Origin of the sequence: Pseudomonas sp. SWRI179 (assembly GCF_014268705.1) — a bacterium.
Lineage (GTDB): Bacteria > Pseudomonadota > Gammaproteobacteria > Pseudomonadales > Pseudomonadaceae > Aquipseudomonas > Aquipseudomonas zanjanensis.
Genome location: NZ_JABWRA010000076.1, coordinates 1 through 19,886, shown reverse-complemented (window position 1 = coordinate 19,886; position 19,886 = coordinate 1). Strand labels below are relative to the sequence as shown.

At 61.9% G+C, this 19,886-nt stretch carries 18 protein-coding genes; 7 read left to right on the top strand and 11 right to left on the bottom strand.

What is annotated here, in order from left to right; genetic code table 11:
- Positions 1 to 213: 213 nt before the first annotated feature.
- Positions 214 to 1,071, bottom strand: coding sequence for an SDR family oxidoreductase (locus HU767_RS26755; protein WP_186730934.1), 858 nt, complete (start codon positions 1,069 to 1,071; stop codon positions 214 to 216).
- A gap of 187 nt (positions 1,072 to 1,258) precedes the next feature.
- Here HU767_RS26755 and HU767_RS26750 point away from each other — a divergent pair, with 187 nt between their 5' ends.
- Complete coding sequence (locus HU767_RS26750; RefSeq protein ID WP_186705685.1) at positions 1,259 to 1,663, top strand: VOC family protein; 405 nt, start codon at positions 1,259 to 1,261, stop codon at positions 1,661 to 1,663.
- 175 nt (positions 1,664 to 1,838) lie between these two features.
- Here HU767_RS26750 and HU767_RS26745 read toward each other — a convergent pair whose 3' ends face one another.
- Entirely contained in the window at positions 1,839 to 2,987 is a 1,149-nt protein-coding gene (locus HU767_RS26745) for a PatB family C-S lyase (RefSeq protein WP_186705684.1), read from the bottom strand.
- A gap of 180 nt (positions 2,988 to 3,167) precedes the next feature.
- Here HU767_RS26745 and HU767_RS26740 point away from each other — a divergent pair, with 180 nt between their 5' ends.
- Positions 3,168 to 4,679 (top strand): methyl-accepting chemotaxis protein, encoded by a 1,512-nt coding sequence (locus tag HU767_RS26740; protein ID WP_186730933.1) that lies wholly within the window; start codon positions 3,168 to 3,170, stop codon positions 4,677 to 4,679.
- A 16-nt stretch (positions 4,680 to 4,695) separates the two neighbouring features.
- On the opposite strand, the gene HU767_RS26735 is transcribed toward HU767_RS26740, so the two are convergent.
- On the bottom strand, positions 4,696 to 5,289 hold the full coding sequence (locus HU767_RS26735) for an NAD(P)H-dependent oxidoreductase (RefSeq protein ID WP_186730932.1): 594 nt from the start codon (positions 5,287 to 5,289) through the stop codon (positions 4,696 to 4,698).
- Positions 5,286 to 6,140: a sterol desaturase family protein gene (locus tag HU767_RS26730; RefSeq protein WP_186730931.1), complete on the bottom strand. Its 855-nt coding sequence runs from the start codon at positions 6,138 to 6,140 to the stop codon at positions 5,286 to 5,288. Before HU767_RS26730 ends, HU767_RS26735 begins: the two co-directional genes overlap by 4 nt.
- 67 nt (positions 6,141 to 6,207) lie before the next feature.
- Here HU767_RS26730 and HU767_RS26725 point away from each other — a divergent pair, with 67 nt between their 5' ends.
- The 4 genes from HU767_RS26725 to HU767_RS26710 all read left to right on the top strand — a co-directional run bounded on the left by HU767_RS26725 (position 6,208) and on the right by HU767_RS26710 (position 10,611).
- On the top strand, positions 6,208 to 7,170 hold the full coding sequence (locus tag HU767_RS26725) for an AraC family transcriptional regulator ligand-binding domain-containing protein (protein ID WP_186705680.1): 963 nt from the start codon (positions 6,208 to 6,210) through the stop codon (positions 7,168 to 7,170).
- A gap of 248 nt (positions 7,171 to 7,418) precedes the next feature.
- Entirely contained in the window at positions 7,419 to 8,486 is a 1,068-nt protein-coding gene (locus tag HU767_RS26720) for an alpha/beta hydrolase (RefSeq protein WP_186730930.1), read from the top strand.
- 227 nt (positions 8,487 to 8,713) lie between these two features.
- Positions 8,714 to 9,460: a YkgJ family cysteine cluster protein gene (locus HU767_RS26715; protein ID WP_186730929.1), complete on the top strand. Its 747-nt coding sequence runs from the start codon at positions 8,714 to 8,716 to the stop codon at positions 9,458 to 9,460.
- A 242-nt stretch (positions 9,461 to 9,702) separates the two neighbouring features.
- A complete protein-coding gene (locus tag HU767_RS26710) occupies positions 9,703 to 10,611 on the top strand; it encodes an AraC family transcriptional regulator N-terminal domain-containing protein (RefSeq protein ID WP_186730928.1) in 909 nt (302 codons plus the stop codon).
- A 42-nt stretch (positions 10,612 to 10,653) separates the two neighbouring features.
- Here HU767_RS26710 and HU767_RS26705 read toward each other — a convergent pair whose 3' ends face one another.
- From HU767_RS26705 to HU767_RS26695, 3 genes are all read right to left on the bottom strand, one after another.
- On the bottom strand, positions 10,654 to 12,894 hold the full coding sequence (locus HU767_RS26705; RefSeq protein ID WP_186730927.1) for a xanthine dehydrogenase family protein molybdopterin-binding subunit: 2,241 nt from the start codon (positions 12,892 to 12,894) through the stop codon (positions 10,654 to 10,656).
- Between the two features lie 12 nt (positions 12,895 to 12,906).
- Entirely contained in the window at positions 12,907 to 13,380 is a 474-nt protein-coding gene (locus HU767_RS26700) for a (2Fe-2S)-binding protein (RefSeq protein ID WP_186730926.1), read from the bottom strand.
- Positions 13,381 to 13,523: 143 nt separating this feature from the next.
- Positions 13,524 to 14,723 carry an MFS transporter gene (locus HU767_RS26695; protein WP_186730925.1) on the bottom strand — a complete coding sequence of 400 codons (1,200 nt, stop codon included), beginning with the start codon at positions 14,721 to 14,723 and terminating at the stop codon, positions 13,524 to 13,526.
- Positions 14,724 to 14,839: 116 nt separating this feature from the next.
- On the opposite strand from HU767_RS26695, the gene HU767_RS26690 reads away from it, so the two are divergent.
- Positions 14,840 to 15,721, top strand: coding sequence for a LysR family transcriptional regulator (locus HU767_RS26690; protein WP_186730924.1), 882 nt, complete (start codon positions 14,840 to 14,842; stop codon positions 15,719 to 15,721).
- 184 nt (positions 15,722 to 15,905) lie between these two features.
- Here the strand turns inward: HU767_RS26690 and HU767_RS26685 are convergent, their stop codons facing one another.
- Genes HU767_RS26685 through HU767_RS26670 form a run of 4 tightly spaced genes read right to left on the bottom strand, consistent with a single transcriptional unit; the run spans position 15,906 to position 19,801 of the window.
- Positions 15,906 to 16,685, bottom strand: coding sequence for an SDR family NAD(P)-dependent oxidoreductase (locus HU767_RS26685; protein WP_186730923.1), 780 nt, complete (start codon positions 16,683 to 16,685; stop codon positions 15,906 to 15,908).
- Positions 16,686 to 16,743: 58 nt separating this feature from the next.
- Entirely contained in the window at positions 16,744 to 18,003 is a 1,260-nt protein-coding gene (locus HU767_RS26680) for a TIGR02270 family protein (protein WP_186730922.1), read from the bottom strand.
- A 19-nt stretch (positions 18,004 to 18,022) separates the two neighbouring features.
- Entirely contained in the window at positions 18,023 to 18,901 is an 879-nt protein-coding gene (locus tag HU767_RS26675; protein WP_186705670.1) for a hypothetical protein, read from the bottom strand.
- 21 nt (positions 18,902 to 18,922) lie between these two features.
- The gene (locus HU767_RS26670) at positions 18,923 to 19,801 is read right to left on the bottom strand and encodes a PAAR-like domain-containing protein (RefSeq protein WP_238349528.1); all 879 of its coding nucleotides are present in this window, start codon (positions 19,799 to 19,801) and stop codon (positions 18,923 to 18,925) included.
- Positions 19,802 to 19,886: the final 85 nt, after the last annotated feature.

Here is a 19,886-nt window from a genome sequence, read left to right as displayed (position 1 = left end):
GGTGATCGCCAAGGAGCCGTCCTGAGCACTGTCGCTAGACACTTTTTGTGGCACGGGGGCTGTTGTGGCGAGGGAGCTTGCTCCCGCTGGGTCGCGAAGCGGCCCCCAACGACCAGACAACTCGGTGTTGGCAAGAGTTGAGGGGCTGCTTCGCAGCCCAGCGGGAGCAAGCTCCCTCGCCACAGAAAACACAGGTAAAACACTGCGCTTTGCTTAAAGCATCGGCTTGCCCCCGGTAATCCCATAACGGGCCCCGGTGATGTAGCTGGCTTCGTCGGAGGCCAGCAGCACATAGATCGGCGCCACCTCAACCGGTTGGCCAGGACGCCCGAGGGGTGTCTGCGAGCCGAAATTCTGCACTTCCTCCTCGGGCATGGTCGCCACGATCAGCGGCGTCCAGATCGGTCCCGGCGCCACGCTGTTCACCCGGATGCCCTTGGGCCCGAGCATTTGCGCCAGGCCGCCGGTGAAGTTGGCGATGGCGCCCTTGGTGGTGGCATAGGCCAGTAGTGTCGGCTTGGGCATGTCGGAGTTGACCGAGGTGGTGTTGATGATCGAACCACCGGGCTTCATGTGCGGCACGGCGGCCTGGCAGATCCTGAACATCGCCGTGATATTGATATCGAAGGTGCGCACCCATTCCTCGTCGGGAATCTCCTCGAGGGTTTCGTGAGTCATCTGGAACGCGGCGTTGTTGACCAGGATGTCGATATGCCCGAAGCGGGCGACGGTTTCATCGACGATCTTGCGGCACAGGCCTTTGTCCGCCAGGTCACCGGGCAGCAACAGGCACTGGCGGCCGGCTTGTTCGACCCAGCGCGCGGTTTCCTTGGCGTCTTCGTGCTCGTCCAAGTAGGCAATCGCCACGTCCGCGCCTTCACGGGCGAAGGCAATGGCGACGGCGCGACCTATGCCGCTGTCGGCGCCGGTGATCAGGGCGATCTTGTTCGCCAATCGCCCGAAGCCGGTGTAGCTCTGCTCGCCGCAGTCCGGGTACGGATCCATTTTGCGCTGGGTGCCGGGCACCGGCTGGCTTTGTTTCGGGAAAGGCGGGAAAGGGTAGTCGGCCATTGTCGTTCTCCAGTTGGGTTGCGATGGAGGGTGGACTTTGGTTTTTCTGGCGGAGTTCGGTCGGATTGTCCGGTCAGTCGATGAGCGTGACGAGGGCTGTTTCGTCGGTGAATAGGCGGCATCGGGCGAACATTGGAGGTTGCGGTATTCTCCAATCCACGTACGGATTTGAAAGAGGAGCAGGGCCATGTTCAGCCACATCCAGATCGGCGCCCGCGACCTGCCGAAAATGGTCGCTTTTTATGACGCAGTCCTCGGCTGCCTGGGACTGGAGCGGATGGAGAGCGAAAACGATTCGGGCCCGCCGGGGGAAGGCTGGCGTCAGCCGGGCAAGCACTGGCCCCAGGTGTTTGTCCAACTGCCGTTCAACGGCTTGCCCGCGACCTGGGGCAATGGCATGCAAGTGAGCTTCGCCGCCGACTCCCCGCAAACGGTCCGCGCCGCCTGGGAGCAGGCGATGGCCATGGGCGGTACCGACGAAGGCCCACCCGGCCCGCGGCCGCAATATTGCGAAGGCTATTTCGGCGCGTATTGCCGCGATCCGGAGGGGAACAAGCTGTGTTTTGTTTATGCGCCGGATATGCAGGAGTAGAGCACCGATCCATTGCGGCGATGAAGCCTCTGTGGCGAGGGAGCTTGCTCCCGCTGGGCTGCGCAGCAGCCCCCTCAATTCTCACCAACACCGAGTTGTGTGGTCGTTGGGGGCCGCTTCGCGACCCAGCGGGAGCAAGCTCCCTCGCCACAGGGGCTCTGCGTCGCCGGTTGGATCAACCCCTGGCTTTCAGGCTGCGCTCCATCCGCGCAATCCCTTCCTCCAGCAGCGCCCGCGGGCAGCCGAAGTTCAGGCGCACGAACTGCCCGGCATCGTCACCAAAATCCAGCCCAGCACTGAGCCCGACCTTGGCTTCCTTCAAGAAGAATCCTTGCGGGTCATCCAGCTCCAAGCCTGAACAATCCAGCCAGGCCAGGTAAGTGCCCTGGGGCACGGTCATGGTGATGCCCGGCAGGCGAGTGTTCACCGCCTCGACCAGGTAATCACGGTTGGCTTGCAGGTAGGCTTTGAGGGCTTCCAGCCACGGGCCGGCTTCGCTGTAGGCCGCGCGGGTCGCTTCCAGGCCCAGGGCATTGACGCTGTCGACCATGCCGGCCCGGGCGCTGTTGACCCGTTCGCGCAGCTTGGCGTTCTGGATGATCGCGAAGGAGGTTTTCAGCCCCGCGATGTTGTAGGCCTTGCTGGCGGACATCAGGGTGATGGTGCGCTCGGCGATCTCGGGGCTGAGGGACGCGGTCGGTATGTGCACGCGGCCGTCGAAGCACAGTTCGGCATGGATCTCGTCGGAGATGATCCAGGCGTCCTGCGCCAGGCAAATGTCGGCCACGGCCTGGAGTTCTTCACGCTCGAACACTTTGCCCAGCGGGTTGTGGGGATTGCTCAGCAACAAGGCGCCGCCGCCCTGCAACGCTTCGCGCAACGCGGCCAACGGCGTATGGAACTCACCGTTGACCGGGGCGAACGGCAATTCCACTTTGTTCAACTGCCAGTGACCAGGGGCGTGGCGCAGCGGTGGGTAGTTGGGCACCTGCACCACGACGTTCTGCCGGGGTTCCACCAAGGCATGCAGCGCCATGTTGAAACCTGGCTCGACGCCGGGCAGGAACACGATCTGCTGAGGCTCGACGCGCCAGGCGTACTTGCTCCACAGGTCAGCCGTGATGGCTGCACGCAGATCGTCCTGGGCGACGCTGTAGCCGAGCATCGGATGTTCGAGGCGCTTGTGCAGTGCGTCGATGACCATCGGCGGGGCAGCGAAATCCATGTCGGCCACCCACATCGGCAACACATCCGCCGGGTAGCGGCTCCATTTGGTACTGCCGGTGCCGTGGCGCTCCAATACGGTGTCGAAATCGAAAGTCATGGGGGTTCCATCAGTCAGTCATGAGATGGCGGACATCATAAAGCAAAGGCCGCTGAGAAAAGCTTGGTGGCGCAGTGCCACTAATTGATGATAATCAGTTAAAGTTCCCTCTCGAAACGCCGCTAAGCCGTTTACGGCATTTGGTAACGGACCTCCAAGTCTTTGAAAAGGACGACCCCCATGACATCGCCCGTGCGCTTTAACGACCACCACCGTAAAGCCGACCGCATCATGCTGGGGCTGCTTTGGCTGGCGCTGCTGTATTCCCTGGGCCTGGCCTTCCTGCACTCGACGTTCACCCAGGCGTTGCTGGTGGGGGCGAGCACCTGCGTGGCGAGTACCGCGCTTTATCGCGTCCTGGCCGGTACGCGGGCCATGCGCTGCGTCATTGCGGTGGCGTTGATGGTCATGGCGGCCCTGCACATCAACCAGACCCACGGCGTGACCGAATTCCACTTCGGGATCTTCGTGCTGCTGGCGGTGCTGACGTTCTACCGTGACTGGCTGCCGATTGTCGTGGCCGCCGCTACCATCGCGGTTCATCACCTCAGCTTCCACTGGCTTCAACACCAGGGTTATCCGGTGTTCGTCATGGATACCCACGGCGGCTGGTCGATGATCTTCCTCCACGCGTTCTACGTGGTGGTAGAAAGCGTGATCCTGATTTACCTGGCGAACCAGAGCCTGGCCGACGCCACGGAAAACCAGGAGGTGCTCGACAAGGTATTGGCAGCGGCCGCTCAGTTGAGCCATGACACCGACAGGCAGCGCGGCGAGGGCGTCAAGGTCTCTTCGAGCGAGCGTTTCGATCATTTCCTCCAACAGGTCACCCAACTGGTGGACGGCGTGGTGCGCGACACCCGCAACCTCTCGGACCTGGGCCAGGACCTCTCCCAGGTTGGCCAGACCCTGGAAACCGGTGCCCGCCACCAACTCGACGAAGTGGCGCAGATGAGCGGTGCGATCGGCCACTTGGTCCAAGCCATGGAGAACATCGCCGGCCACGTCGACCAGACCTTGCAGCGTGCCGGCCAGGCCAATGAGCAGGTCAACCGCGGACGCAGCACGGTTGACCAGACCCGGGAAGAGATCGTCGAGCTGGCAGGGCGCATCAACCTGACCAACGACACCGTGCAGGTGCTGGCCGAGCAGGCCCAGCAAATCGGCCAGGTACTGGATGTGATCAATGGTATTGCCGAGCAGACCAACCTGCTGGCCCTCAACGCCGCCATCGAAGCCGCCCGTGCCGGTGATCAGGGCCGCGGGTTCGCGGTCGTGGCCGACGAGGTCCGCACCCTGTCACAAAAGACCTCGACGTCCACCACCGAGATTCAGCAGATCATCGCCAAGCTGCAACAAGGCAGCCGCCAGGCCGCCGTCGCGATGCAAGACAGCCGCGACGGGGTAGAACGCTGCGTGTCCGCCAGCCAAATGGCTTCGCAACTGTTGCATGCCGTGGTCGAAGACATTGCCGTGATCAACCATTTCAACGACCTGATTGCCAGCACCACCCAGGAGCAATCCCAGGCGTCGATTGGCATCAGCCAGCGTCTGCAAAGCGTGCAGGCCGTGGCTGAGCGCAACGCTGACAACATCGGCGTCCTGACCCGCAGCAGCCAATGCTTGCCACCGCTGGCGGAGCGATTGGCGGTGCTGGGGCAGGCGTTTCATGGGAAATCCGGGGCGGCCTGAGCGCAGGACTTACCGCCTACATACCGGTAGAAAACGCCGGAGGCTGTTCAAGGGCCCGCCTGATCTCGCGACACGCAACGTCGTACTGGCTGAGCAGGCGCAACGCCCAATCAGCACGTTCGCGAATGCGCTTATCGTCTTCGTTGGCCGGCGCCTGGTCATTGAACATCGATTCCACGTTTCGAATGATCAGGTGTTCAGGCAAGTAAAGGAGCCGGCAATTCTTGTAACTCGACGCACGCAACTCGGCGATCGGGTATGCGCCGCCCAGGCCCGCCGAGACGCCCACCAACAGCGCGGGTTTGTGCCCGAGCTCGCTGATCCCCGCGTACAGGAAGAAGTTCTTCAGCGCCGGGCAGGCCATGCCGTTCCATTCCGGACTGATCACGATCAGCGCCGTCGCTTTGGCAAGGATCGCTTGTTGAGCGGGCCACAGCTGGTCGCGATCTTGCTCCGGCCAAAGCGGCAGTCGGCTGGTGGCCAAGTCAATCAAGTCGCTGGCCTCCCACAGGTTCAGATCTGTCAGTCGCTGTCGCAGATGACTTGCCACTTTGAGCGACTGGCTGCCCGCCCGATTGGAACCCGACAGCACGACGATACGCCGGCTCACGGCGTCACCTCCGGTTGGACGCAGGTCTTGGGCGCGGTACGGCGAGCGCGTACGACGGGCCAGAACAATTCTTCTTGCCAACTGATCGGCGACAGATGCTCGATGCCGTAGGCCGGCGGACGTCGGCGCGTGATCTTTGCGGTCCCAAACAAGACGTCCCATAGAAACAGCAGGTTGCCGAAGTTGCCTTTGTAATGGGTGACACCGTCCTCGGCCGTCAAGCCATGGTGGGCCGAGTGGGTGGCCGGGGTCGAAATCGTCCGCTCCAGGATCCAGACCAGGGGCCGCAACACGCGAACGCCATACAATTTGTCATCCCAGGCCACGCTGCTGTGCGCGGCGAAAATGACGGTCATCTTGATGATCAAATAGACGTAGTAGACCGGCGCAAGGCCCAGGTAGATCAGCATGCCGGACAGCCAGATACCGGGCATGAGCAGGTAGTAGAAGCTGTTGTTGCGGTAAACGATCCGGACACTCATGTAGGGCGCGGAATGATGGGCACGATGCAGTGCGTAGAGGGCGGGCACCCGGTGAGTCAGGCGATGCCACCAGTATTGCGTCATGTCGTCCAGCAGCAGGAACAACACGAAACCCGCGGCCCAAGGGATTGCCACCAGCGCATCCTTCATCTGCGGGGCAGCCAGGCCGAGCAGCTGGCCGCTCAGCCACATGACGGCAGGGAAGGTGATTGCCACCAGGATCCCGGAGCCGATGACTTCAATCAGTACGTCACGCCTGCCGGCCGATGACTGGCGCAAGGCCGAGCAAGCGAGTTCCAGCAGAATGAAGGCGAGGAATATCCCGGCCACGACAGCGGAAGGATTATTGGCGAGCATTGTTGTATTCATGGCACTCTCGATTAAGGCCCCAGCGGGCAATGCCATTTCATTAGAAGCCAGCGAGTCAGCCCTCCCAATGCGCGAAACGGACAGAATCGAGCGAGAAGCGGTCAATCGCTCACCCCAACGCTTTCACCGGGGCAAATTGGGCCAGGTGCTGGAGCGTTTCCTGGACAGTCATGCGGGCGGGAAGCACAAGGACTACAACCTGATCGAACTGGATCAGCTCTGGCGCGAGGCTGCGCGGGTCGATCCGGCGATCGGCTTGAACTTGTTCGGGTTATTCACGCCGCAGGACTGGCACGTCCTGGCCTACCTTTGCCTGTACAGCCCTGACGTCCTCTCGGCCATGCAGCTCTGGGCGCGGTACGCACCGCTGGCCGCTGACACCGACACGGTGCGTTTGGTCAATGATGAGAACGGCCTGGGGGTCGAGCTGAATGTCGACGCGCCGGGTGATCTGGCGCGGTATGTGGTCGAGCACTACGGCGTGATGGCCATTACGCAACTACGACAAGGAACGGGGAGGGACGTACAACCGGTTCTCGCCCAATTCGCCCATTCGCGACCCTCGTACTACCTCCAGTACAGCCACTGGTTCGGCGACCGTGTCGAGTTCGATTGCCCGGTCAACCGTTTCTACTTCGATGCCCCCAGCACACGTCTGCCGATGCAAACGCGTCATCACGGACTGCTGGAGCTGCTGACTCAGGAACTCGACCGTCGGTTGGCCACGCATCGCCACTTCACCGGATGGTCGGCCCGGCTCGCCGAGGGCGTTCGACAATCGCTGGCCAAAGGCGAGACACCGACGCTGGTGGATCTGGCGCACGCGCTGCACCAGACGCCGAGGACGCTGCGCCGGCGCCTTGAAGAACAAGGCACGACCTTCAGGCAATTGCTCGACCAGGTGCGCGCCGAACTGGAGCAACTCCTGGAAATGCAAGGCGAACCTATAGCGCAGATCGCCACCCAATTGGGCTACAGCGATACGACCGCCTATCTGCATGCACGAAACCGGTGGCGTGCGGTGAAGTAAGCCACTCCGCGTATTGCAGGCGCGTGCACATTGTGGCGAGGGAGCTTGCTCCCGCTGGGCTGCGCAGCGGCCCATTTTTGTGAGCTCCGAATGTATCCAAGCGTATCCTGGCTCACGATCGATACGGACGCTTGCATTCCAGCCCGTCGCTGACACATTCGCGATACCTGGCCAACGTCAAATGGGACCCATCGAGACCGCCCAAGCCGTCTCACCGGCTTACCCACGTCGTTCGCAAGGAGCTTCACATGGATATAAACAGTTCCCCCGTACCCCGGCATCGCCGTCTGCTTGCACCCACGCTCCTGGCGTTGGCAATGATGCAGATGGGCGCCTTGGCACTGACCTCTTCCCCGGCCAGCGCGGCCGATCTGCCGGCGAGCACTGTCGGCGCGATCACCCCCGGCAGCCACACCTCGTTCGGCCCGCTCAAGCACGTCAAGGCCGGCCTGCTCGAGGTTTCCTATGCCGAAGTGGGTCCCGCCGACGGGCCGGTGGTGATCCTGTTGCACGGTTGGCCCTATGACATCCACAGCTACGCCGATGTGGCGCCGGCGCTGGCAGAGAAGGGCTATCGCGTGCTGATCCCGTATGCCCGCGGTTATGGCGATACACGTTTCCTGTCTGCCAAGACCCTGCGCAACGGCCAGCCGTCGGCGCTGGCAAGCGATCTCATCGATTTCATGGACGCGCTGAACATAAAGCAGGCCGTGCTCGGCGGTTACGACTGGGGCGCACGCACCGCCGACATCGTCGCGGCCCTTTGGCCGGAGCGGGTGAAGGCGCTGGTGGCGGTGAGTGGCTACCTGATCGGCAGCCAGGAGGCCGGCAAGGCGCCGCTGCCGCCGGCTGCTGAGTTGCAGTGGTGGTACCAGTTCTACTTTGCGACCGAGCGTGGCCGTCTCGGTTATGAGAAGAACACCCACGACTTCGCCAAGCTGATCTGGAAGCTGGCGTCGCCGAAGTGGAATTTCGATGACGCGACGTTTGACCGAAGCGCCGCCGCCTTGCAGAACCCCGACCATGTCGCCGTTTCAATCTTCAACTATCGCTGGCGCCTGGGGCTGGTCAAGGGCGAAGCCAAATACGACAGGCTGGAGAAGAAACTGGCGACGTTCCCGTCGATCAGCGTGCCGACCATCACCCTGGAAGGCGACGCCAATGGCGCTCCCCATCCGCCCGCCGAAGCCTACGCCAAGCGTTTCACCGGGAAATATGAGCATCGCCTGATCGATGGCGGCATCGGCCACAATCTGCCGCAAGAGGCGCCGCAGGCGTTCGCCCAGGCTGTGATCGATGCCGATCATCTTCGATGATGCTGCGTTCCTCATATCTATTGTGAAAGGTTGCCTGAAACAACGAATTTTCCTCCCAAAGGCTGATACCGGAAATCACCTTGGATCAGGCAAACATGCCGGCGGATCCGGCAAGCGGATGGACGTTTCGCTCCACATACTCTCGCGGCCCTGAGGCCCTGCCACGCATGTATCCGAATGGTGGGGCCTTCTGTAGGCGTTCAAAAACATGTGTGCGAGTGCTTGATATGGAAAACAACGCGATCCGCTTTGCCTGCAACGGCTGCGGGGTTTGCTGCAAGGGTCGGCTGATTCCACTGACGCTGGAAGAGGCAAGGCAGTGGCTACAACGCGGGCATGAGGTGGCGGTCGTACTGGAGGCATTCGATGAGTCGACCTGGCCCTCGGAACCGCGACAATTCGCCCACAGCGCCCAAAGGGCGGTGGAAGTCAACAGTGGCGATGCCCGAATTCGAGTTGTTGCGGTACTGGCAGGCAATGCGCTGACGCAGTGCCGCAATCTCGGCGACGATGGTCGTTGTGGGATCTATGAAGAGCGGCCGCTGGTCTGTCGGATCTACCCGATGGAAATCAATCCACTCATTGCCTTGCGTCCAGCCGACAAGATCTGTCCCCCCGAAGTCTGGGAGGCGGGCGAGGTCTTGTTCACCGACCGCGTCGTCGATCCGCTCCTGGCCGATCAGATCGAACGTTCCCGCCAGGCGGACCGGGACGATGCCCAGGCCAAGATTGCGCTGTGTGAAGCCATGGGCCTGAGCGTCGCCGCTTGGAAGGGCAACGCGCTGGCGGTGTACTTGCCAGACCGAGTGCAGTTGGCTGAAGCGATCATGCGCTACGACCGCGCCCCCGTGGCACCGGCACGCGTGGACTGGAAAGTGCGGGTCGAGACGCCGGCCTTGGCCCAACGACTGTCGCAAGTAGGTGTCGCGTTGGACGATCAACCGTCCACCGGCTACATCTTCCAGACTCTTTAGGTAACCGACAGAGCCATCACTTTGTGCACTCCCAGCTTCTGAAATATCTTGTCATAACTGCCTCTGAGGGAGTGACGCCCGCCACGGCTCGTTGAATCGTGCAAGAAATTGCGCCAATCAGGCAAACGATCCGAACCGCCGACCCAGCATACTGCGTCCATATTGGCCCACGACTCGCGGCGATGCCGAACATTGTTCGCCATCGCCGCGAGTCGTGGGCCCGAGTTTCCAAGGAGTGAAGTGTGCACACCGATTTTAAAAGCGACCAGAGCGTCAGCGATATCAGTCGCCTGGTCGGTTCAGTCAGCCGGCATGTGCCCAGCGATGGCGACCAGATAACGGCTATTGCCGGTTTGACCCTGCATCGGCGCAAAGCGATCACCGCGCCGATGCATTGCCTCTACGGCCTGGGCATCGGCGTGACCTTGCAAGGCCGCAAACAAGCCATGATCGGGGACGAGATACTGACCTACGCGCCCGGTCAGTCCATGGTGACCTGCGTGGATCTGCCGGTCATTTCCCATGTTTCCCAAGCCAGCGTCGCCAAGCCATTCCTGGGCATGATGCTCAGATTCGACAGCACGATGGTGATGCAGGTGGCCGAGCGCATGCAGCTGTCACAACGCATGCGCGACGACGCGTTTCGACCGATAACCGTACAAGCGCTGGATGCCGGCGTACTGGACGCCCTGCGACGCTTGATAGAGCTATTGGAGGAGCCGTCCCTGCTTGAGGCGGTGGCGCCGCTGATCAAGGAAGAGATCGTCGCTCGCCTGTTGAGTGGTGCCCACGCGCCGCAGTTGCTGCATGTGATTGCTGCCGGTTCACCCAGCCAGCACATTGCCAAGACCGTCGCCTGGCTGAAACTGAATTTTCGCCAGGCGTTGCGCATGGACGATCTGGCGGCACAAGCCCACATGAGTCCTTCCACATTTCGCCAGCATTTTCGCACTGTAACCGGCATGAGCCCGTTGCAATACCAGAAGCAACTGCGGCTACAAGCCGCTCGGCAGTTGATGTTGAGCCAGAACGTCGACGCGAGTAGTGCAGGGGGCTTGGTTGGCTATGAAAGTGCCTCGCAGTTCAGCCGTGAATACAGCCGTCTCTTTGGGGCGCCGCCGCAGCGGGATATCAAACGGATTCGCTTGTGATCGCGAGGCTGCCTGGCATTGCGACCAGACAGCCTCGCCCCATCACACTAACTTGAACGGCAACTCACGCAACGGTTTACCCGTCAGGCTCGCCACGGCGTTGGCAAAAGCGGGGGCCAACGCTGGCAGGCCGGGTTCGCCCATTCCCGTGGGAGGCTCGGCGCTGGGCACGATGTGGACGGCGAATTCCGGCATGTCGGTAATGCGCGGCACGCTGAAGTCGGCAAAATTGCTCTGCTGCACCACGCCGTCCTTCAGGGTGACGGCGCCACCGGGCAGGCACATCGACAAGCCCATCAGCGCCGCGCCCTGGACCTGGGCCTCGACGCTGCGTGGGTTGACGACCAGGTTGCAGTGCACGCCGGCGGTCACGTTGTGCAGCACGGGGCGGCCATCCTGTACCGAGGCTTCGACCACGTAAGCCACCACCGAACTGAACGACTCGTGGACCGCCACGCCCCAGGCACGGCCCGCCGCTAGCTGGCGCTTGCCGTACTCGCTCTTGTCCACGGCCAACTGCAGCGCTTCGCGATGGCGTGGGCTCTGGTCGCCAAACAACTTCATCCGGTACGCCACCGGGTCCTGCTTGGTGGTGCGGGCGATCTCGTCGATCAACGTCTCCATCACAAACGCCGTATGGGTGGAGCCCACGCTGCGCCACCACAATACGGGCACGTTGAGCTTGGGATGATGAACTGTCAGGCGCATGGGCAGCGGATAGGGATTGCGCATGCCCTCGGTGGCGGTCGGGTCGATGCCGTTCTTCACCCGCCCGCCAAATACGGTACCGGTGATGATCGATTGGCCCACCAAGGCGTGGTCCCAGGCGAGGACTTTGCCGCTGTCGTCAAAACCGATACGCGCACGGTGCAGATGCATGGGGCGGTAGTAGCCGCCCTTGATGTCGTCTTCCCGGCTCCAAAGGGTGCGGATAGGGGCGTTGACTCCCGCAGTGCGGGCGGCCTTGGCGACTTCGCAGGCCATTACCACGAAATCGTTGGTGGGCACGCCGCGCCGGCCAAAACCACCGCCAGCGGTCTGTACGTTGACCTGGATCTGCTCGGGCTTGAGGTTCAGTACCTTGGCGGCCGCGGCACCGTCGCCGCCGGGGAACTGCGTGCCGACCCACAGTTGAGCGCTGTCCTGGGCGAGCTGCACCGTGCAGTTCAGGGGCTCCATCGGGGCGTGGGCGAGGTAGGGAAACACGAACTCGGCGTCCAGTTGATGCGGCGCGCTGGCCAGCGGCGTCATATCGGCGTCGAAGTGCAACGGGCCGGGCTGGCTGGCCAGCTCGCGGTATTGAGCCAGTTGTTTTTCGCTGTCGACTTTTTCCACGGTAGAAGTGTTCCATTCCACCTTCAGTGCATCCCGGGCCAACTTCGCCTGCCAGTAACCGTCGGCGACCACGGCGACACCTTCGGCGCCGCCGTCCAGCGGCACGCGCAACACGGCTTTGACGCCTTTCGTGGCCCGCGCGGCGCTGTCATCCAGGGAGGCAATCCTGGCGCCGAACACCGGTGGTCGAGCGACGACCGCCGTGAGCTGCCCCGGCAGGTGCATGTCGATGCCGAAATCCTGTTGGCCGCTGCTCTTGGCCTTGGCATCGATGCGGGTGGTGGCCTGGCCGATGATGCGGAAATCCTTGGGATCCTTGAGCGTGATCTGTTCGGGCACAGGCATCGCCATGGCGGCTTCGGCCAGTTCGCCGTAACTCGCCTTGCGGCCCTCGGGCCCGAGTACCATGCCGGCCTGTGTATGCAGGCTCGCCACGTCCACATTCCAGCGGGCAGCAGCCGCACTCAACAGCATGGCGCGCGCACGGGCGCCGAGTTCGCGGTACTGGGTGTAGCTGTTCTTGATCGTGTTGGAGCCACCGGTGAGGTGAATGCCGAAGGCCGGGTCCATGTAGGCGGCGTCGTTGCTGCCGTTGCGACTGCGCACCAGGCTCCAGTCGGCATCCAGTTCCTCGGCGAGAATCATCGGCAGTGCGGTTTGTACGCCCTGGCCGAACTCCAAGCGGTTGATGGTCACCGTGACTTCGCCATTGGGCGCGATCTGGACGAATGCGGAGGGTTGCTGGGTCGGCTTGAGCGGCGCTGCGGCGGCGCCATTGGCCTCCTGCGCCAAGGCCAGGTGCGGGAACGCACCCAAGGCCAGGCCGCCGATGCCGACGATCTTGAGAAAACTGCGCCGGGGCAGGGCTGCTGGGCCGTCAGCCTCGTCGCGCTCAAGCATCTGTTGCAAGGCGCGGGGGAGCTCGTTCGGGAATATCTCGTTCAACATGGTCGGCTCCGATCAGGCAAGGGTCTTGGCGGCATCAGCCACCGCGGCGCGGATTCGGGCGTAGGTGCCACAGCGACAGATATTGCCGGCCATGGCCGAGTCGATCTCGGCCACCGTGGGCTGCTTGCCCTTGGGCTGGGCCTTGAGGAATGCGGTCGCGCTCATGATCTGGCCGCTCTGGCAGTAGCCGCATTGCGCCACGTCGTGCTTGACCCACGCCTCGTGCACCGCATTGCCGACCGGGTCGCTGCCGTTGGTGGCCGCTTCGATGGTGGTGATTTTCTTGCCTTCGGCGGCGGCGATGGGCGTCACGCAGGAACGAATGGCCTGGCCGTCCAGGTGTACGGTGCAGGCACCACATAACGCCGCGCCGCAGCCGAACTTGGTGCCGGTCATGCCCAGCGTATCGCGCAGGGTCCAGAGAATCGGGGTGCCAGGGTCTACGTCGACCGTGTATTCACGGCCGTTTATGTTTAGGGCGCTCATAGGGGGACCAGCTCCAGATGGTTTGGCTCTGGTTAACTATAGGAAGGAATGGTTGGGGTGGGTTGCACGATCCGGGCTGATTCTTGCCTGATCTTGCAAACCAAACCGGGATATCAGTCCCCAAGCGTAATAGAACCGTGTTGCTAGATGCTCTGCGCAAAGCCATGGCGTTCTGCAGACCACACCACGGCCAACGTCAGCAGCAGGAGAACGACCAAGACCGGCGCAAACGCAACGACCCCCAGGTGATCGAGCAGCAGACCACCGATGATCCCGCCACCGGCAATGGCCAGGTTCCAGGCCGTGACCAGCATGGACTGGGCGAGATCCGCCGCGTCCCCAGCCGTCTTGGCGATGGCTGTCTGGAACAGCGTCCCAGCCCCTCCGAAAGCGATTCCCCAAGCCGCCACCGCGATATACACCGCTGCTGGCGTGTCGCTCATCACGCCAAGTGTCAGTGCCGCGAGGGCGAACAGCACCGTGCCGGCCAGCGTCAACACCCGCAGGTGGCGATCGATCAGCACGCCGACGACCCAGATCCCCAGCAACGACGCGACACCGAAGACCAGCAGGACCAGATCTATCCGCTCGCCCAGGCCCGCCGCCGTTAAAAACGGCGCGATATAGGTAAAGAGAATGTTGTGCGCCAAGACAAACGCCAGCACCACGAACAACACCGAGCGAACGCCCGGGAGGGTGAAAACCTGACCCAAGGCAAGGCGCTTATGGGTGGCTTGCCCTGGGAAGTCAGGCACCTTGAGTCGGACCCAGACCATCAAGGCGACGGCGAACAGGCTCATGATGGCGAAGCTCATCCGCCAACCGATCAGGTTGCCGAGCAACGTACCGGCGGGTACGCCCAGGGATAACGCCAAGGGCGCGCCCACCATGGCGATCGCTATCGCCCGGCCTTTCTGGTGTGCGGGCACCATGCGGGCGGCATAGCCGGCCAACAAGGCCCAAAGCAACCCGGCCGATACGCCACCCAGCAAGCGCGCGACCATCGTCAAACCATAATGCGTGGAAAGCGTCGTGACGGTATTGGCCACGGCGAAACCGGCAATGGCGAGCAACAAAAGCGCTCTGCGCCGCATGCCTTGGGTCGCTGCCGTCAGCGGAATGGCCGCCAACAAGGAACCTATCGCGTAGACGGTGACCAACTGGCCGGCGAGGGATTCGGAGATCGCCAGCCCTTCGCTGATCTGTGAGAGAAGGCCGGCGGGCAAGGCTTCGGTGAGAATGGTCACGAACGCCGCCAGCGCCAGGGCAAATAGTGAACCGATGGGAAGCGGTGCGGTGTCTTGAACGACCTCGGCATCGATATGGGTATTGGCAATCGTCATGGGGCACCTGCCTGAAGCGCTGATAAGTGTCGACCACGGTAAGTGCGCGTCTTTTGCGAGACAAGAATGCTAGAGTGCAGAACACATCGGAAAAAATGTCCGCAATGGGGGCTGACTTGGAATCGCTGAGCGGGATTGATTTTTTTGTGCGCGCGGCCGAAACCCGCAGCTTTTCAGAAGCGGGCAGGGCGCTCGGCATTTCCTCTTCGGCGGTGGGCAAAAGCGTGGCCCGGCTCGAGGCGCGACTGGGAGTCCGCCTGTTTCATCGCAGCACGCGCAGTATCACGCTGACGGCGGAAGGTGCGCTGTTCCTTGAGCGTTGCCGGCGGATTCTTTGCGAAGTCGAAGCGGCCGAGCAGGAGTTGTCGCAAACCCGTGAAGCACCCCGGGGCAAGCTGCGCGTGAGCTTGCCACTGGTTGCGGATTTGGTCATGCCGACGCTGATCGCCTTCATGCGCCGCTACCCCAGTATTGAACTGGACCTGGATTTCTCCGACAGGCTGGTGGACATCATCGAGGAAGGTTTCGATGCGGTCATTCGGACCGGAGAACCGAGCGACTCTCGGCTGATGTCCCGCCCGTTGGGCACGTTCAAGCTGGTTGTGGTTGGTTCGCCGCGGTACTTTGCCGAACACGGCACACCGCAGGTGCCGGCGGATCTGCTGCGGCATGCCTGCCTGCTGTACAAATTCCCCAGCACTGGCCGGATGCAAGTCTGGCCGGTAAACGGCGAAGGGGAGCCGGATCTCAACCTGCCGGCCACCCTGGTTTGCAACACCACCGAGGCGTTGCTGCATGTCGTGCACGATGCGTTGGGGATCGCTTGCGTGCCGGACTTCACCGTGCGCAAGGCCATCGCCAGCGGTGAGCTGGTCACCGTCCTGGATGACTTCAACCGGTATCAGAACACCTTCCGCATGCTCTGGCCTTCCAGCAAACATTTGGCGCCGAAACTGCGGGTGTTCATCGATTTCATGAGCAGTGAATTATTCAAGTGACGCTTGGGCGCTTTTGTGGCGAGGGAGCTGGCTCCCGCTTGAGTGCGCAGCGCTCATCGCTTTTTGGGGGCCGCTGCGCGCCCCAGCGGGAGCAAGCTCCCTCGCCACAAGACCGTGCTGTTCTCGAAGCCCTTGTGCCTCCTGAACCACCGCCATCGCGAGCAAGCCTGCTCCCACAGGGGAATCAAGGCGCCTTGTTCTCGACCAGGCAGTTTCCACCATCCACCACGATGACTTCGCCAGTGAGGTAGCTGGCCTCTGCCGACGCCAGGAAAGCCACCAATGCCGCCACCTCTTCGGGACGTCCGGCCCGGCCCATCGGCGTGTAGCCAGCTGCCTTGGCTTCCTCGGCGGTGGTCGACCCCGTGGTGATCCAGCCGGGCGCGACGCTGTTGACAGTGATCCCTTGCTGGGCGACTTCCAGCGCCAGGCTCATGCTCATGCCAACCATTGCGGCTTTCGCGGCGCTGTAAGCCGCTTCACCGGGGTTGCTGCAGCGGGTGCCGGTCGTGGAACTGATGTTGACGATGCGCCCGTAACGACGCGCACGCATGCCGGGCAGGACCGCCCGCGTAAGCAGAAAGGCCGTGGTGAGGTTTCGCGCCAGTGTCAGGTTCCAGGTGTGCAGGTCCATGGTCGCCAAGTCGGAAAAAAGCTCCGGACTGCCTTGCATGGCCATGCCCGCGTTGTTCACCAGAATATCGACCTGCCCCCAGACGGATTCTGCCCATACCATAAACTCACGGACCTGGTTTTCATCGGTAAGATCGAGGGCCCGCCCTTCGACGTCGAACCCTTCGGCACGTAGTTCTGCGACGCGTTCGAGAATGCGTGCACTGCTGGCGGTGATGATCAGTCTGGCACCGGCGGCACCCAACCTGCGGGCAATTGCCATGCCGATTCCGACCTCACTGCCAACCCCGCTGATGAGTGCCACGGGGTTCTGTCCGGTTGGGTTTGGCATGGTGTCTCCAGAGGTTGTAAATGATTGCCGAGGGCATAGCGCTATACCAACACCTTGATCATCGCCCGAATGCCGCGGTCATCCCCAACAATCGCTTTTGCCGCCAGGCCGGTGCGCTGGTGGGGAAAAGCGCTTCGGTGGGACGAAAGCGGGCGAGGCCGCAGGCGGCGGCGATGCGCTGGCGTTGCTGGCCGTGGACCAGGGCTTGCTGAAAACTGTGTTCGCCATGGACCAATCCCAGCATATAACGAGTCCCCACCTGGAAGTCGCCGCTATTGGCTTGCCACCAGTTTTCGATTGCCTGCGGGTCGGGCCAGGGCAGGTTTTCATCGGGGTCCATCGCGACATTGGGATCTTCAGGGTTGTCGTTCGGGCCCGCATCGAAATCCGGCAGGGCCTGCAGTTCCAGGTCGAGTAGCGCCAGGTCCGCGCCAGTGATCAAGCTGAAGGCTTCGCCGGCGACGCGGGCATGGGGCAAGTCGCTCATCTGCTGGATCAACCAGGGGACGCAGACCGGATCGCCCAGCAGCCCAAGGGCCTGGATGCCGATGCGCCGATCCCTGGGATCCTGTACCCATTGGCGTATCCAGGCGATGCTGGGCTCGCGCTCCTGCCAGGCCAGCAACACGCAAAGCGCCCGGTATTGAAATTCGCCCGGTCGTTCGGCAAATGAGCGCAGAGGCTCCAAGGCCTGCTGATCACCCATTTGAGTGGTGGCCCAGTTGGCCCAGAAACGCGTGGCGGCGTCTTCATGCTGGCGGTGGGCACGAATCGCTGGCAGCAGGTCACGCCGGCGCAGCTCGCCAGCGGTGCGGGCAGCGCGTGCCTGCACGCTTGGGTCGGCGTCGGACAGTCCGACCAGGAGGGCGGGGCCTGGGTCGTGGCGATGCATGCCGCAGGCCGCGAGGCCGAGGCGACGGAACAGGGGCTCGGGGGAGGCGAGCATGCGTTCGATCCAGGGCGATACCCGGTCCCAGTCGAGCCAACCCAGGGCCATCAGGTAACCGCGCTCGGTTTCCAAGGCGCTGCGCAAATGCGCGCTGAGCCGCGACAGCACTTGGGCGTTACCGGCCTCGAAGGCCAGGACCACACTGGCGAACATCTCGCCGATGGCGTGTGGGCTGAGTTGGGTCAGGAGGGTTTCCAGGCCGGTGGTTCCGGCGATTCGAAGGCCGTCGAGCTGGGCGTCGAGGCGGTTGTCGAGCGTGCCTATGTGGTCCAGATCGTAATGGGGGGCACGCACGGCATCGTCCCGCAGGGCAGCGAGGAAACCGGCCTCTTCGGTGTGTTGGTCGAGAATCGGTAACAAACTTTCCATGTACGTCTCTACATTCGTCTTAAGGACTGGGTATGCGTGTCCAATTCACTCCGTCATAAGCGGCAAGGTGTCGTTCACCGGATGACCATAGACATTGCTCATTCGCGTCCAGGTATCTAAAGCTCTGATCGCCGGGAAGCCCTGTCTCGACCTTCTCCAGCTTGCCGTCTTTTAGTGTGTAGAGTGCTTTGGTGGTTGCAAGCCAGAGTCGGTCATTGAACCAGGCCATGTCCCAGAATGTATCGTCCGTGAGTTCATGCTCAATGAGCTCCCAGCGGTCGAGACGCCCTCGTATGACGATGCCCAACTGGCCTGAGATGTAAACCACTCCGTCGGGTGCGCAAAGAACGTTTTCCAGAATGATGTTGGTCGGACTTTCGCTTCGCTGCCAGGCACCTTGCCGGCGATACCATATCTCGCCCCGGTTGCCGGCAGCATAGATTTCATCTTCACCAAAGCCGTCGATGGATTCGAAGCCATTGAGGCTGTCGGCGGTCGAATCTTCGACCACCCCTTGATCGCAGCGCTGCCAGGTTCTGTCCTTTCGAACATAGACTTGGCGGCCGAAGCCTGTGGCATAGACATTGGCACCGATAGGGCGGATGTCGCGCAGCAGGCCATGTTTACTGGGTTTCTCCTCGACGATATCTTCGTAGGCTTGCCCGTCAGGCGCAGCGCGATGAACGCTACCATTGGCGCCTAGCGTCAGGATTTCGGGAGGCGCGCCGCGAACCGCGCAGATACCGGCGCAGATCGCCTGGACATAATAGTTGTCCCATGTTCCGGTCCATCGAAAGACTCGAGTACCGGGCTCGCGTTTGGAGTAGGCGAGCACATAGACGCGGTTTTTATCGAAGACGGCTACTCGGCTCAGCGTCCAATCCAATGTCTGAGTCATGTCATCCTTGCTCCCATTGAGCTACCAAGCACTGATAGTGACCTCTGGGATCATATCGTGGGCTAGCGCTTTCTGATTGTCTTGAAGGTTGGGTGTGTGTGTCCTCACAGGGGTTTTGTCCCTGACTCCGACTGTATTCTTGTGATAGGCGTCCAACTGCGCTTCCAGACATTTCTTTGAGCATTTCGACTTCGGAAAGGTCTGCTGAAGCGCTCGCACACCCGCTGAACGGGATTGGCCATAATTCCAGGCATAGTCCTTTTGACCGGGCGGCGCGCCCTCAATGGCGGCCTGTTCCAGCTTGCCTTGGGCTGCATGCATGAAGCCATGGTCCCCTTCATAGCGTCCGCTTCCGTCTTGAGGGCATTGCACGCAAATGCACGGTGCATCTTTTTCATCGTAATTTGGGAACTGAGGAAGAGGCGTTTGGCGACCTGACCCTGTCGCTGTAAAACTATGGGCTTCAACGAGGTGGTGGCCGGTTTCGCCAGGGCAACAGGCAACTTGACTGTTCTGCGCCTTGGAATCCGCCTGCTTCTTGGACACCAGCAAACACTTTTTTGCGGAGGTACAGGCCTTGTCGTCACACCGTTGCGCTTTGGTCGGCAGTCCCCCGCACGCTTTGTTTTTCCTGGCCACTTCTTTCTTGCACTGCTCGATGGGCGTCGTCGCTGCTGCGTCGGCATAAGCCCAAGGAGGCGTATTTCCTGGCTTGGATGCGTGGTTATGAGTCATCAGGTCTAAATGCCTGACTACATTTTCCCCTTCGAACTTCACGTCCATCGACCAAGCAATGAAGTACACCTTCCCCTTGATCTTGCTAGTGACCACGCCTTTCTTCGGCGTGTTCCCGGCTTCATCTCCCGTACTGGTCTTGAAACAACTCTTGTCCTTGAACATTACCCTCGACGGCTCCGGCGCCATCAACATCAAGGCGAACAAGAACGTTGTCGTCAAAGGCCAGAAAATCCTGCAGAACTAGCCA